General features: G+C 34.5%; 14 protein-coding genes. 11 read left to right on the top strand and 3 right to left on the bottom strand.

Translation table 11 applies throughout. The features are described 5' to 3' along the window. Nucleotides 1-3 precede the first annotated feature (3 nt). From walK to LCF45_RS26825, 8 genes are all read left to right on the top strand, one after another. On the top strand, nt 4-1,839 hold the full coding sequence (walK, locus tag LCF45_RS26860) for a cell wall metabolism sensor histidine kinase WalK (protein WP_002130184.1): 1,836 nt from the start codon (nt 4-6) through the stop codon (nt 1,837-1,839). Beyond that, nucleotides 1,836-3,173 (top strand): YycH family regulatory protein, encoded by a 1,338-nt coding sequence (locus LCF45_RS26855; protein ID WP_002130183.1) that lies wholly within the window; start codon nt 1,836-1,838, stop codon nt 3,171-3,173. The genes walK and LCF45_RS26855 overlap by 4 nt, the downstream gene beginning before the upstream one ends. Then, nucleotides 3,154-3,990 (top strand): two-component system regulatory protein YycI, encoded by an 837-nt coding sequence (locus LCF45_RS26850; protein ID WP_002130182.1) that lies wholly within the window; start codon nt 3,154-3,156, stop codon nt 3,988-3,990. The genes LCF45_RS26855 and LCF45_RS26850 overlap by 20 nt, the downstream gene beginning before the upstream one ends. After that, complete coding sequence (locus tag LCF45_RS26845) at nt 3,974-4,768, top strand: MBL fold metallo-hydrolase (protein ID WP_002130181.1); 795 nt, start codon at nt 3,974-3,976, stop codon at nt 4,766-4,768. Before LCF45_RS26850 ends, LCF45_RS26845 begins: the two co-directional genes overlap by 17 nt. A 63-nt stretch (nt 4,769-4,831) precedes the next feature. Beyond that, nucleotides 4,832-6,019 carry a S1C family serine protease gene (locus tag LCF45_RS26840; protein WP_002035000.1) on the top strand — a complete coding sequence of 396 codons (1,188 nt, stop codon included), beginning with the start codon at nt 4,832-4,834 and terminating at the stop codon, nt 6,017-6,019. Nucleotides 6,020-6,072: 53 nt separating this feature from the next. Further along, nucleotides 6,073-6,258 (top strand): CxxH/CxxC protein, encoded by a 186-nt coding sequence (locus LCF45_RS26835; protein ID WP_002035001.1) that lies wholly within the window; start codon nt 6,073-6,075, stop codon nt 6,256-6,258. Nucleotides 6,259-6,317: 59 nt separating this feature from the next. Further along, complete coding sequence (gene rlmH / locus LCF45_RS26830) at nt 6,318-6,797, top strand: 23S rRNA (pseudouridine(1915)-N(3))-methyltransferase RlmH (RefSeq protein WP_002130178.1); 480 nt, start codon at nt 6,318-6,320, stop codon at nt 6,795-6,797. A gap of 180 nt (nt 6,798-6,977) precedes the next feature. Further along, nucleotides 6,978-7,856, top strand: coding sequence for a radical SAM/SPASM domain-containing protein (locus LCF45_RS26825; protein WP_002016446.1), 879 nt, complete (start codon nt 6,978-6,980; stop codon nt 7,854-7,856). Between the two features lie 36 nt (nt 7,857-7,892). Here LCF45_RS26825 and pepF read toward each other — a convergent pair whose 3' ends face one another. Together pepF and guaC are read right to left on the bottom strand one after the other, a co-directional pair. Next, nucleotides 7,893-9,710, bottom strand: a complete 1,818-nt coding sequence (gene pepF, locus LCF45_RS26820; protein WP_002167285.1) for an oligoendopeptidase F — start codon at nt 9,708-9,710, stop codon at nt 7,893-7,895. Between the two features lie 138 nt (nt 9,711-9,848). Continuing rightward, on the bottom strand, nt 9,849-10,832 hold the full coding sequence (guaC, locus tag LCF45_RS26815) for a GMP reductase (RefSeq protein ID WP_002068771.1): 984 nt from the start codon (nt 10,830-10,832) through the stop codon (nt 9,849-9,851). Between the two features lie 237 nt (nt 10,833-11,069). Here guaC and LCF45_RS26810 point away from each other — a divergent pair, with 237 nt between their 5' ends. Beyond that, nucleotides 11,070-12,101 carry an acyltransferase gene (locus LCF45_RS26810; RefSeq protein WP_002130174.1) on the top strand — a complete coding sequence of 344 codons (1,032 nt, stop codon included), beginning with the start codon at nt 11,070-11,072 and terminating at the stop codon, nt 12,099-12,101. A 229-nt stretch (nt 12,102-12,330) separates the two neighbouring features. Beyond that, complete coding sequence (locus LCF45_RS26805) at nt 12,331-13,776, top strand: DEAD/DEAH box helicase (protein WP_002130172.1); 1,446 nt, start codon at nt 12,331-12,333, stop codon at nt 13,774-13,776. Between the two features lie 43 nt (nt 13,777-13,819). On the opposite strand, the gene LCF45_RS26800 is transcribed toward LCF45_RS26805, so the two are convergent. Further along, complete coding sequence (locus LCF45_RS26800; protein ID WP_002130171.1) at nt 13,820-14,380, bottom strand: DUF1836 domain-containing protein; 561 nt, start codon at nt 14,378-14,380, stop codon at nt 13,820-13,822. Nucleotides 14,381-14,544: 164 nt separating this feature from the next. Between LCF45_RS26800 and trhA the strand changes: the two genes are divergently transcribed. Continuing rightward, nucleotides 14,545-15,192 (top strand): PAQR family membrane homeostasis protein TrhA, encoded by a 648-nt coding sequence (gene trhA / locus LCF45_RS26795; protein ID WP_002016441.1) that lies wholly within the window; start codon nt 14,545-14,547, stop codon nt 15,190-15,192. Nucleotides 15,193-15,342 lie beyond the last annotated feature (150 nt).

Below are 15,342 nucleotides of genomic sequence, written 5' to 3'. Positions count from 1 at the left end.
TATATGAAGAAAGTTGGTTTTTTTCAATCTATTCATTTAAAATTTGTGCTCATATATATGCTGTTAATATTAATAGCAATGCAAGTAATTGGTGTATATTTCGTCAGGGAATTAGAAAAAAGCCTTGTAAAAGGCTTTCAAGATTCCTTAACGCAGCAAACAAATCTACTTTCTTATAACCTGAAGCAAGAGTTTGTAAAAGAACGTCCTAAAACAGAATCAGTAGATAAAGCTATTAATGACTCGATTCAAAAATTCGCATCAGATCGTAAGAAAGATATTCAAGAAGTAAGTGTAATTGATGCTACTAAAAAATTAATGGCAATTTCAGACGGGTCTAAGCAAAATAAGGTAGGAAGAACGTCAGCAGATACAGCTGTACAACGGGTAATGGTACAAAAGAAACCAGAGTCAAAGATTGAGAAAGATGGAAATACAGGTCATCGAGTTCAAGTTATGATTACCCCTATTCTAAAAGAGCCTGGCGGAGAGGTACTTGGTGTCATTCATATCGTTGCATCTATGGAAGATGTGTATAAACAAATGAAGGACATCAACCAAATTTTTGCAACGGGGACAGTAATTGCTTTATTAGTAACAGCTGTACTTGGAATTTTATTGGCTCAAACAATTACGAGACCAATTTCAGATATGCGAAGACAAGCAATTGAAATGGCGAAAGGAAATTATTCGCGAAAAGTAAAGGTGCATAGTCACGATGAGATTGGACAATTAGCATTATCTTTTAACAATTTATCTAAAAAATTACAACAAGCTCGTTCCTCCACAGAAAGTGAAAGACGAAAATTATCATCCGTTTTATCACATATGACAGATGGAGTAATTGCTACTGATCGAAAAGGGGATATCATTTTATTAAATGATCCTGCGGAAAAGATGTTAAATGTTTCGCGTGAAACGGCGCTAGATCAATCAGTGTTAGAAGTGCTAGGAATACAAGAAGAATTTACACTGGATCATTTATATGAAGAGCCTGATTCAGTTTTATTAGATTTTAGTACGAGAAATGAACCATATATTTTACGTGCTAGTTTCTCTGTTATTCAAAAAGAAACAGGGAAGGCAAATGGTTTAATTGCTGTATTATATGATGTAACAGAGCAGGAGCGGATAGAACAAGAGCGCCGTGAGTTTGTTGCGAACGTATCTCATGAGTTAAGAACGCCGTTAACAACGATGCGCAGTTACTTAGAAGCACTTACTGATGGAGCATGGCAAGATCCAAATATTGCACCGCAATTTTTAACGGTTACACAAGAGGAAACGGAAAGAATGATCAGGCTTGTAAATGCATTGTTACAACTATCTAAACTAGATAGTACAGAACATCGCTTAATGAAGGAATGGGTCGACTTTACGGATTTCTTTAATAACGTTATCGATCGTTTTGAAATGTCTAAAGAGCAAAATGTAAGCTTCAAACGATCTTTCTCTAAAAAATCTCGATTTATTGATATGGATACAGACAAAATTACACAAGTTTTATATAACATTATTTCCAATGCACTAAAATATTCGCCAGAAGGTGGTACAGTAACATATCGCCTACGTGACCGCGGGGAGTTATTAGAGATTAGTGTGAGTGATCAAGGAATGGGAATTCCGAAAGAAAATGTAGATAAAATATTTGAACGTTTTTATCGTGTAGATAAAGCGCGTTCGAGACAAATGGGTGGTACAGGTCTTGGGTTAGCCATTGCGAAAGAAATGATTGAGGCACATGGCGGCTCGGTTTGGGCGAAAAGTGAGGAAGGAAAAGGGACAACTATTTATTTCACATTGCCAATGGCGACAGATGAAGAGGACGATTGGGAATGAGTATGGAAAACTTTAAAACGATAGTTCTAATTAATTTGGTTGTCATTAGTCTATTTCTTACTTTTAACTTGTGGACATATGTTCCTGATTCTACTTCTATGCAAAATACAAAGTTCGTTCAAGGTAACGAAGAGATAAATACGATAAAGATTTCGGAGGTTGTTCGCCCATCCTCTGTCGTTATTCATAAAGAGAAAAATCATTATGTAAGCGAAAAGAAGGAAAATGTGGATTCGATTTATAAAATTCTTGAAAACGGAGAATTACATAATTTCGAGGAAATAACGTGGACAGTCCCTAAAGGTGATTTTCTGTCTTATGTACACGGAGAAGAAAAAATTGAATTTGTTTTTCCTACAAATATCCCGTTAGATACGATTAAAAATATGTTTAATATTAAAGATAAAAACATAGAAAGTAACAGAAGTTTTAATCGTATTATAATTGATCCTTCTAGAAGTAAGGATCAAGAAATTAAAGTTAGCTTTGTTTCCTATGATACTCCTCATAAAATATATCAAGCAACATTAAGTGGTGCTTATATAAAGGATATTATAAATGCTCAAAATCAACTTATAACAGTAGCAAGACCATATTTTGAGTATCAAATAAATGATACAAAAAAACTTTTTTTACCAGAGGGGATTACGGAATTAAGTAAGGCAGAGTATATTACAGCTAAACTAGAAGTGGATCCATTTAAAAATGCCTTATTTAGTGATCCACGTTATTTAAGTCCTATTTCTGAGAAAACAAAGGAAACATTTACAGATGGCATCCGTTCTATGGAAATTGATAAGTCGGATGCAATGTTGAAATATAAAAATTCCGCTGTACATGGTGATAAATCTACGGATAATGCGGTAATTTTACAAAAAAGTTTTGACTTTGTAAGTGGGCATAGTGGATCCTTGAAGTCCTATCGTTTTGATTATATTAATGGGAGGAAAACTTCATTCCGTTTATATGAGGATGGTTTGCCTGTATTTAATGCAAATGGAATAGCGGAATTAAAACAAGTATGGGGTTCAGGTGAAATTATGCAGTATGAAAGACCCTTTTTTGAGTTCAGTATTCCTTTGCCTAGTAAACAACAAACAACTTCTCTAGCATCAGGTCGTACAGTGATGACATCACTAGAGAATAATCCAGAAATTGATAAAAAATCAATTCAGGATGTTGGTATTGGTTATAAAATGTCATTGGAACCGTCCATCAGTGATGTGAGAATCGCTGTCTTACAGCCGATATGGTATGTAAAATGTGAAGAAGATGGTAAGCAACAAATATATGAGTGGAGTGAGGGGGGACTAAATGGATTGGGATCGAATTAAGACCATATTTATTGTGACCTTTTTTGTTTTAGACCTCTTTCTTATCTTTCAGTTCATTCAAAAGCAAGATAGTAATCAATTAGAACTTGTGACGGAAACGAAAATTGATCAACAATTAAAAGCTGAAAAAATTACTATGGGAAATTTTCCTAAAGAACCGAAAAAAGAGTCATTTATAATGGCGAAAAATAAGGGTTTCAAAGAAGAAGATGTGGAATCTTTAAAAAATCAGACAGCGCATGTGCAAGACGAATATCAAATAGAGGGTAAATTAAAAGAGCCTTTTTTAAATACAAAATCATTGTCAAAAGATAAGTATAATGAGTTTTTGAAAAATTATGTGCTGGATGGACAAAAATATGAGTTTGGAGCAATAAAGGACTCAAAAATTTACTTCTTTCAAAAGTATAAAGATAAACCAATCTTCTACAATAATCGTGCGATGATTGTTGTAGATTTAAATGAAAAAAATGAGCTTATTTCATATACACAAACAATGTTAACGGATTTGAAGGAAATGGGCGAAAGCGAAAAGACGAAAGAACAAGAAATTATTACTGCTCAAACAGCTTTAGAAAATATATATTTGAAAAATAAAATTGCAGAAAATACGCACGTGAAAGAGGCGCAGATTGGATATGCGACTCTTGCGGAGTCTTCTTCTAATATACAAGTGCTTGCTCCAACATGGAACTTAAAGACAGAACAAAAAAAGGATTTTTTTGTGAATGCAATTGAAGGACAAGTTATGGAATTAGGGGAAACTCAAGTGCCGGAAGAACATAATGGAGTGAGAAAGAATGAGCATGCATTTTAGTGTACTTGCAAGTGGAAGTACAGGGAATATGCTATATGTAGGAACAGATGAAAAAAAACTGCTTGTCGATGCAGGTTTAAGTGGTAAAGCGACAGAGGCTTTATTTAAACAAGCTGAACTGAATATAAATGACATATCAGGTATTCTTGTAACACATGAGCATAGTGATCACATTAAAGGATTAGGTGTATTGGCGCGTAAATATGATTTACCTGTTTATGCGAACGAGAAAACATGGAATGCAATGGAACATTTAATAGGTAATATCCCAACTGATCAAAAATTCATTTTCTCAGTAGGAGACGTGAAAACATTTGGGGATATTGAAGTTGAATCATTTGGTGTTTCTCATGATGCGGCGGAACCGATGTTTTACGCTTTTCATAACAATAATAGAAAGTTAGCTCTTATTACAGATACGGGCTACGTAAGTGACCGTATGAAAGGTGTTATTAAGGGAGCAAATGCTTTCGTGTTTGAAAGCAATCATGATGTGGAAATGCTTCGTATGGGACGCTATCCATGGAGCATTAAGCGACGTATTTTAAGCGACGTTGGCCACGTTTGTAATGAGGACGCTGCATTAGCGATGGCTGATGTTATTACAGATGAGACAAAACACATTTATTTAGCACATTTAAGCTTAGATAATAACATGAAAGAATTAGCGCGTATGTCTGTATCACAAGTATTAGAAGAAAAAGGTTTTGGGGTTGGAAAATCCTTTGAAATACATGATACGGATCAAAAAATGCCTACGAAAATTCAATACGTATAATTCTTCATTTTAGTAAACAATAAAGGTGAATATAGTTGTTTTCAGGAAGATAGGTGAACAAATATGTCCTTTATTGATGAAGAAAAATATCGTATTAAACGTGCAGGCAAAAAGAAACATAAAGGTATTGTCATTTCTAGCATAGCGGGGACAATTGTAGGGGCTTCATTATTTGCATTTGGAGCTCCTTTATTTTCAAATCATGCAGGTAAGCTTCCGCAAGCTGAAGCAAGTGAAAAAAATATGGCTGAAGCTCAAAGTGGAAATGTTCCTGTTAAACAGATTAGCTTTGTAGACGCTGTGGATCGTGCTTCAGAGGCTGTTGTTGGTGTTATTAATATTCAACGAGACAATTTTTCGGAGGCTGATTCGGAAGCTGGTACAGGCTCTGGTGTGATTTATAAGAGAACAGATGGACATGCGTATATTGTAACGAATAACCACGTTGTTGCTGGGGCGAATCGTATTGAAGTGAGCTTAAGTGACGGTAAGAAAATTCCGGGTAAAGTATTAGGAACCGATGTAGTCACGGACTTAGCTGTACTAGAAATAGATGCGAAGCATGTGAAGAAAGTGATTGAAATTGGCGACTCTAATACCGTTCGTAGAGGAGAACCAGTTATTGCGATTGGAAATCCACTAGGGTTACAATTTTCCGGAACTGTCACACAAGGTATTATTTCGGCTAATGAGCGTATTGTTCCTGTAGATTTAGATCAAGATGGACATTACGATTGGCAAGTAGAAGTATTGCAAACAGATGCGGCAATTAATCCAGGTAATAGTGGTGGAGCGCTTGTAAATGTAGCGGGACAATTAATAGGTATTAACTCAATGAAAATTGCAGCAAAAGAAGTAGAAGGAATTGGATTAGCTATTCCAGTTACGAGAGCTGTTCCTATTATGAATGAACTAGAAAAGTACGGTAAAGTAAGAAGACCTTACGTTGGGATTGAACTAAGATCATTAAATGAGATTCCGAGTTACTATTGGTCAAAAACATTACACTTACCAGGTAACGTAACAGAAGGAGTCTGCATTTTAGATGTGAAAAGTCCTTCGCCAGGTACGGATGCGGGTCTTAGAGAACATGATGTTATTGTGGCGGTAGATGGAAAAGCGGTGCACGATATTATTGGGTTCCGCACGGCCTTATATAATAAAAAAATTAATGATAAAATGACTCTTACGTTTTATCGTGGTACAAAACGAGCGACAACAACGGTGAAATTAGGCATTCAAAAGTATTAAAAACAGGAGGGCCTACCTCCTGTTTTCTATTGTAGAAAAGTGAGGTGAGGAATATGAATTTACCTTGTTGTTTAGAACATGTTGAATTAGCATTAGATATTATTGTGGATGAGTGTGAAGTCGCACCGGTTATTAACAATGTGGATAACTCTAAAGAAGAGAAAAAAACATGTGAATTTTGTCAAAATGAGGCGACATATGTTGTATCGAACACAGATTCTCACACAATATGTGGGTAACATTTGTGGATATGTGGATAAGTCCTGTGGATAACGTGTTTGTAAGGTGGGGAATAAATGTGAATATCTCGATTATTTCAATCGGAAAATTAAAAGAAAAATACTTAAAACAAGGTATAGCAGAATACTTAAAACGATTATCTTCTTACGCAAAAGTAGAAGTAATTGAATTGCCAGATGAAAAGGCACCAGAAAATTTAAGTGCAGCAGAAATGTTAATTGTAAAAGAAAAAGAAGGTATTCGTATACTGGATAAAATTTCTGATGATACGCATGTCATTGCGTTAGCTATAGAAGGAAAACAAAAATCATCAGAAGAATTTGCGGTAAGTATAGATCGCCTTGCTACATATGGAAAGAGCAAGATTACATTTGTAATTGGTGGATCACTGGGGCTTAGTTCTGAAGTAATGAAGCGTTCAAACGAATCTCTTTCTTTTTCGAAGATGACATTACCACATCAATTAATGCGATTAGTATTGCTTGAGCAGGTGTATAGAGCGTTTCGGATTAATCGTGGTGAACCGTATCATAAATAAATTTTTCATTTGTATATAAAGAGTAAAAAAGACCATTGGACAAAAATCACCGATGGTCTTTTAAACATTAATAGATGGTATGTAGATTTCCTAAAATAAGTATGTTTCTATTTCTAAAAAAATATGCTGTAATATGAAGAGGGAAAAAGTATAAGTAGTCATAGAAGTGAGGAATTAAAGGTGAAGAAGTTTAAGAAGTTTTACTTGGAGATTACGAGTGTATGTAATCTTGCGTGCAGCTTTTGTCCGCCGACGGAAAGGCAGAAGCAATTCATTTCTGTAGAGGATTTTGCTAAAAGATTAGACCAAATTAAACCTCACACAGACTACATTTATTTGCACGTGAAGGGTGAGCCGTTGCTCCATCCGAAAATAGATCAACTATTAGATTTAAGCCATGAAAAAGGGTTTAAAGTTAATATTACAACGAACGGAACGTTAATTAATAAGAGAAGGCATAGACTGTTAAATAAGCCTGCGTTAAGACAAATGAATTTTTCACTGCACAGTTTTGATGGACACCCAGGTTCGCAAGATAAAGAGGGCTATGTAAGGAGTATACTTTCTTTCATTAGAGAGGCAACAAGTCAATCGGATTTAATCGTTTCACTAAGATTATGGAATTTAACTCAGGATAATAAAACAAATGCTGAAATCCAAAAAAATAGGGATTTATTATCTATAATTGAAAATGAATTTGATCTATCTTATCAAATTGAAGAGAAGCTTACACCGGGAAAAGGTATAAAAATTGCGGAACGTGTCTTTATTAATCAAGACTATGAATTCCAGTGGCCGGCATTGCATGAAGAAGAGGATGATGGAAAAGGATTCTGTCATGGTCTTCGAAATCAGGCTGGAATCTTAGCGAACGGAACGGTTATTCCTTGTTGTCTAGATGGTGAGGGAATTATTAATCTTGGAAATATTAATAATGATTCATTCTCTAATATTATTGAAGGTGAAAGAGCGAACAATATTGTAGATGGATTTTCAAAAAGGGTTGCAGTAGAAGAACTATGTAGAAAGTGCGGATACCGCAAAAGATTTGGAAAGTAAATATAGAATAAGCCCTCATAAAGCGAGGGCTTATTTTTATTCTTGATAAGAACGTTCTAATTCATCAATTAAGGAACCGACGTAAGAAACGGCTTTACGGATTGCATCTGGTTTTGACATGTCTACTCCAGCGTGTTTCATTAATTCCAGTGGTTTCATTGTACCGCCTGCACGGAGTACATCAAGCCAGCGATCAACAGCAGGTTGTCCCTCTTCTTTAATCATTTGAGCTACAGCGGTAGAAGCAGTTAGTCCCGCAGAATATGTGTAAGAATATAAGCCCATATAATAGTGAGGTTGACGCATCCATGTTAAACCGGCGCCTTCATCAATTTCTACGGAATCTCCCCAGAATGTCGAAAGGACCTTCGTTTTTATTTCAGTTAAAGTTGTAGCTGTGAGTGCTTGCCCTTCTTCTGCTAGAGCGTATACTCTTCTTTGATATTCTCCCTCAAGTAGATGGGTAACGAAGTTGTGGTAATATGTGCCGAGTAGTTGCAGAATAACCCATCTGCGCATTCTCTTATCTTCAGTAGTCGCAAGTAAATGCTGGGCTAATAGTAATTCATTCATTGTTGATGGAGCTTCAACGAAGTACATAGATGGACGCACATTCATAATACGCTGATTTTTATTTGCTAAATAAAAATGACCAGCATGTCCAAATTCATGAGCTAATGTGAAACACCCGCGCATCGTACCCTGCCATGTAATTAAAATATAAGGGTGAGAACCGTATGGGCTAGAGCAGAAGGCACCTGTTGATTTTCCTACGTTATCTGCAAGGTCTACCCATCTTTCTTTGAAGCCCTTTTCGATAATGGAACTATATTCATTTCCTAATACTTTTAAAGAATCTTGAATGAGTTTGCCAGCTTCTTCGTAAGTGATTGTTGGATTAAATTCAGGATCTAACGGTGCATGTAAGTCACAGAAAAGCATTTGATCAAGCCCTAATACATTCTTTTTTAAATCTGCAAAACGGCGCATATGAGGCGCTAATTCGTTATAAATAATATCTAGTTGGTTGTTATACATTTCAAGTGGAACTTTTTGAGGCTCTAAAAGCATATGGGTAACGGACTCGTACTTGCGCAAACGAGAAAGCGCCACTTGTTTTTTTACTTCAGTAGCATATGTTGTTGCAACTGTATTTTTATATCGTTTCAATGTGGAAACAAATGATGAATATGCTTTTTTACGTATATATGCGCTTGGAGAAAATTCATATTTGCTTTCGAATAATGCAAACGATACAGGCAAATCATTTCCCTGTTCATCTTGTATAGAAGGGAAATCCATATCGGCTAATTTAGTCATGCCGTAAATTTTGTAGGGTGAACTATGAACTTCGCCGAGTGCAGCAAGAGCTTCTTCTGTTTCAGGAGAGAGAGTGTACTGCCTCTTTTTGAGTATCTCTAGTAATGATTTACGGAAAGGTTCAAGTTTTATTTCCTCAGTTAAATATTTTTCAATTATTCCCTCCTCAAATGAGAGAATTTCGTTATGAATAAAGGAAAGTGCGGTATGTACATTCGTTCCTAGAGCGGAAATTTTGGAAGAATTCGCTTGAATAACTGAATCTGTACGATCAACGGATTCTTTTAAGTTTGCATATGCGCCGAGTTTTGTTAACTTCATTAAAAGCTCTTCTTCTAAAAGTAGGCAATTTAATAAGGTAGCGGGGCTAGTGTGTAATTGTCCTTTAAATGCATCAAGTTTTTTTATATCGTCTGTTAATACAAGTAATGCAGTTTCCCACTCTTTATCAGATTCGTATAAATCAGAAAGGTCCCATGTCAATTCAGTAGAGACTTCCGCGCGAATAAGGCGTTTCTCAATTACATTTTTCATTTGTTATATCCCCCTTATTATAAGTATCTAAAAACATGATACTAGAAAATTCAGTGAAATGAAAATATTTTACATTTTTATACATGAAAAAGAAGGACAAGCATAAAAAATGCTTGTCCTTCTAGTTAAATTTATAAATTAATATACTTTGTCACCGTTGAAAATAGAGTTTTTCACGACTACATAATCTACAGTACGAATTGCGTCTAATTTTGTTCCACCAGCGTAAGAGATAGAAGATTGAAGATCTTGTTCCATTTCGATTAAAGTGTCTTCTAAAGAACCTTTATGCTCAACGAACATTTTCTTACCTTCAACGTTTTTCTTCTCACCTTTTTGGAATTCAGAAGCTGAACCGAAGTACTCTTTATAAAGTTTGCCATCTTTTTCGATTGTTTCCCCTGGAGACTCTTCATGACCTGCGAATAGAGAACCGACCATAACCATAGTTGCTCCAAATCGAATTGATTTAGCTACGTCGCCATGTGTACGAATACCACCGTCAGCGATAATTGGCTTACTTGCAGCTTTTGCACACCAGCGAAGTGCAGCTAGCTGCCAACCGCCAGTTCCAAAGCCTGTTTTAATTTTAGTAATACAAACTTTACCAGGTCCAATGCCAACTTTTGTTGCATCAGCACCAGCGTTTTCTAATTCTCTTACCGCTTCTGGAGTTCCAACGTTTCCAGCGATAACGAAGCTTTCTGGTAAATGTTTTTTAATATGTTGAATCATGTTGATCACAGCGTTAGAGTGACCATGTGCGATATCGATTGTAATGTATTCAGGTGAAAGTTGCTCAGCAGCTAATTGTTGTACGAATTCGTACTCGTCTTCTTTAACACCAACGCTGATTGAAGCAATTAATCCACGTGATTGCATATCTCTAATGAATGAAATTCGTTTCTCTGGTTGGAAACGATGCATGATATAGAAGTAATTATTTTCAGCTAAATAAGTTGCGATTCTTTCATCAATAATCGTTTGCATATTTGCAGGTACGACAGGTAATTTAAATTTATGTTTTCCTAAAGTGACAGTTGTATCACATTCAGATCGGCTATTTACAATACATTTTGCAGGAATTAATTGAATATCTTCATAGTCAAATACGTTTTCCATCATTTACACCCCTAAAATACGAATATTTTACATAGTTCACTTAAAAACGTTCGTCCAAATGATAATTTACAGTATTTTTAGTAATAAGTCAAAGGTTTTAATGTTTAATTTTAAAAAATAAAGCTTATTTAATATTTTTGGATTTATATGGCTACAATGTATTTTAATGTGTAATCGATTACTGTAGAATTATGTAGGGAGAATAATAGAGAAATATATTAATTTAGGGGAGATTTTATGGGACGATTAGTGTATATGGATTGGCTACGTGTATTAGCGACAATTGCGGTCGTTACAATTCACGTTGCTGCTGGTTATGTTTCTACGTTAGATTCAAATAACGTGTCGCGTTGGCTGGCTGGTAATTTTTACGACTCACTTTCGCGTGCTAGTGTACCAATTTTTGTAATGATTAGTGGAGCCCTATTATTAAAGGGAACAAAAGATACTTCTATTGGGGAATTTTTAAAGAAACGTGCAAGTAAAGTGATTATACCTTTTATAGGTTGGAGTGCTATATTTTACATCTATGGGGCTTGCGTAGGATATTTTCCGGCTTCTTTAAAGCAAGGGATAAAGTACTTTTTAACAAATAGTATCGGGTTACATCTATGGTTCTTATATATGATTGTAGGAATATATTTAATCGCACCTTTACTGAAAGTATTTGTGAAAAATGCTAAGAAGAGAGAGATAGAATATTTTTTAATTTTATGGCTATATGCATCTGTAATAGTTAAACTAGTAAACTATTATTATCCTATCAACTTTAATATTGAATTATTTTATGTTACAAATTATGTAGGATATTTTCTACTTGGTTATTACTTATCAAATTATGATATTGCGAAAAAATGGCGTAATATTTCTTATATTGGGGGAGTTGTAGGATGTATTGGTACATTCTTTATGACATACCATTATACATTGAAAGCAAATGGACAGCTGGATCAATATTGGTATGAATATTTTGCGCCAGGTGTTGTACTTATGGCAATTGGGTTATTTGTCTTTTTTAAATATGCTTTCCAAAATTCAGAAAGGCAATTGCCATTTTTATTACGTGGCATAAACCAAGCAAGTCTTGGGATTTATATTCTTCACTTTTTCTTATTAAATAATTATCTATACATAGTCATTCCAAAGGTGAATGCACATGTACATGCAATATTGGCAATACCTATAAATGTAATTATTACACTTGTCCTTAGTATGTTAATAACTTTAGTATTGCAAAGAATACCGGTTGTAAAAAGGCTAGTTCCGTAAAGGAAAAATCTGAAAATAAAATATTTTTCGTTATGTAGGTGGACAGGCTTATTATTAAGACTGTCCTTTATTATGTTGTTTTAAAAAACAATATAAAAAGAGTTATACTTAGGTTAAGTTGATATTTTAGCGAATTAAAAATATTAGTTTGATATATCCTCTTAGTATAATTAAATGTAGGGGAATAAAAAATATAATTATTAAATACAGAATAAAATGAGGTTATTACATGAGTAAAAGAAGTTTTACCGATTATGCATTAAGTAAAGAAATTGTAAGAGCACTTACTGGTTTAGGATATGAACATCCAACGGAAGTGCAAGGAGAGGTTATTCCAGTTGCCTTGCAAAAGAAAGACCTTGTCGTGAAATCACAGACTGGAAGTGGAAAAACCGCTTCATTTGGCATACCACTTTGTGAAATGGTGGAGTGGGAAGAGAATAAGCCACAAGCTTTAGTTTTAACACCGACGAGAGAGCTTGCGGTGCAAGTAAAAGAAGATATTACGAATATAGGTCGTTTCAAAAGAATTAAGGCCGCTGCAGTTTATGGTAAATCTCCATTTGCACGTCAAAAATTAGAGTTAAAGCAAAAAACACATATTGTAGTTGGGACTCCTGGCCGTGTGTTAGATCATATTGAAAAAGGTACCCTTTCTTTAGAGTGTTTGAAGTATTTAGTTATTGATGAAGCGGATGAAATGCTGAATATGGGTTTTATCGATCAAGTAGAGGCAATTATTGACGAATTACCTAAAAAACGAATGACAATGCTATTTTCAGCAACACTTCCAAAAGATGTTGAAAAGTTATCTCGTACGTATATGGATTCGCCAACGCATATTGAAATTAAGGCTACCGGGATTACAACAGATAAAATTGAACATACACTTTTTGAGATGAGAGAAGAGGAGAAGCTTTCACTTCTTAAAGATGTAACAACGATTGAGAATCCAGATAGTTGTATTATTTTTTGCCGTACGCAAGAAAATGTAGATCACGTATTTCAGCAGTTAAAGCGGGTTAACTATCCTTGTGACAAAATACATGGTGGTATGGTACAAGAAGATCGTTTTGAAGTTATGGACGATTTTAGAAAAGGAAAGTTCCGTTATTTAGTAGCGACAGACGTAGCTGCTAGAGGAATTGATATTGATAATATTACACATGTTATTAACTATGATATTCCATTAGAAAAAGAAAGTTATGTACATCGTACGGGAAGAACGGGACGAGCTGGTAATAACGGGAAAGCTATTACATTCATGACGCCGTATGAAAATAGATTTTTAGAAGAGATTGAGGAGTACATTGGCTTTGAAATTCCAAAGGCACTTGCACCTTCAAAAGAAGAAGTTATGAAAGGGAAAGCAGTATTTGAGGAAAAGATACATGCTAAACCAATTATAAAGAAAGATAAAAATGCAGACCTAAACAAAGGAATTATGAAATTGTACTTTAATGGCGGGAAGAAAAAGAAAATTAGGGCGGTAGATTTCGTCGGTACAATTGCTAAAATTAAAGGTGTTACAGCAGAAGATATAGGAATTATTACAATACAAGACAATGTTTCTTACGTTGAAATATTAAATGGAAAAGGACCACTTGTTTTAAAAAATATGAAAAACACAACGATTAAAGGGAAACAATTAAAGGTTCATGAAGCAATTAAGTAAACAAAAAAACTATCCACCTCTAACAGGTGGATAGTTTTTTTGTTTAAGTTTCTTTGAGGTCATCAACTAGTTTCTCTGCTAAACGTCTATACATATTACTCATAGTCACGAAGGATGTTAGTAATAAAAACTTTTCTAGCTTTGGATCTTCTAAGGAAGAAACCTCGTTTACTTCCTTAACACGGTTATTCACGTCTTGCTTAAAGCTTTCCACATTGGTGTCAGTAAGAGAAAGGTAATCTTTATATAGAGTGTTTAATTCGAATGTAGCATCGTTTATTAACGGTGCATTTATATTTTCTAAGGAGCTTTTTATATCATTAATGGAAAGAGCTCCTTTTAATTGATAAATTAAGCTGATTAAAATCATATGTTCTTTTGAATACTTTTTATTTTTGATAGGGATGAATAATTTCCCTTTTGCGTAATTGTTAATCATTGTTTTTGTTAATACTTTTTCATCATCAGTTCTCGTTGTATCCGCATAAGTATTCTCAAATAGTTGGACAACTTGGTCTACATATAAGTCGACATTTGGGATATCCTCAAGTTTAATACTTTTTTCTAAATGTAATGATTCAAGTAATTTATTTATATTTTCCACGTAGAACCCCTCACTTTTATAACTTAGTGGAACTTAATGTTTAGTATATCTTTAAATATGGTATTACGAAACAAATGAATTGTAAATGTTGACCCGCACGGATAATATGTATATAATTACATGTAGTTATGAAAACTACATGTAATTATATGAGGGGTGTTTATATGAATGTTTATGTAAGAGAACCGGTTAATGCATTTACTCACTTAGGAGGAGCTGTATTATCATTTATTGCATTATTAGCTATGCTTGTGAAAGTTTCTGTTAAGATGCCATCTGTTGCTGCAATTACAGCTGTTATTTTATTCGGTATCGGGATGATGGTCCTTTATATGGCATCAGCTGTGTATCATAGTGTCGTAGCCAGTGAACGTGTTATTTATTTCTTTAGGAAGCTAGATCATTCTATGATTTTCATATTAATTGCAGGTACATATGCACCCTTTTGCTTAATTACATTAAATTCGGCAAATGGTTTACTATTATTTTGTTTAGTTTATGCAACGGCAATTTGTGGTATTGCTTTTAAAATGTTTTGGTTTAATTGTCCAAGATGGTTATCGACAGCAATTTATCTTCTGATGGGTTGGTTAATTGTTCTATTCTTTGCACCGCTAGCTGAGAATCTAAGTACAGGAGGTATTATTTTCTTAGTACTTGGAGGCATTTTTTATACAATTGGTGGGTTTATTTACGGTGCGAAGCCAAAATGGTTGGAGTTTAAATATATGGGACACCATGAAATTTTTCATGTTTTTGTATTGTTAGGTAGTCTTGCACATTTTCTAAGTGTATATTGTTACGTAATTTGATCAAAAAACGCCACGCGATGTCTGTTATGTGGCGTTTTTTTATTACCTGATTTGAATCGTGTATTGTACTAAAAATCATGGGATAAAATGTAAGTTTCTGTGTTCGCATAATAAACATATGATAAGAAATATGTGATATACTTTGAGAAG

The sequence above is a fragment of the Bacillus sp. 41-22 genome, from assembly GCF_025809295.1.
GTDB lineage: Bacteria > Bacillota > Bacilli > Bacillales > Bacillaceae_G > Bacillus_A > Bacillus_A mycoides.
Note: the sequence above shows the minus strand (reverse complement) of the source record. Positions and strands in the feature narration are given on the sequence as shown.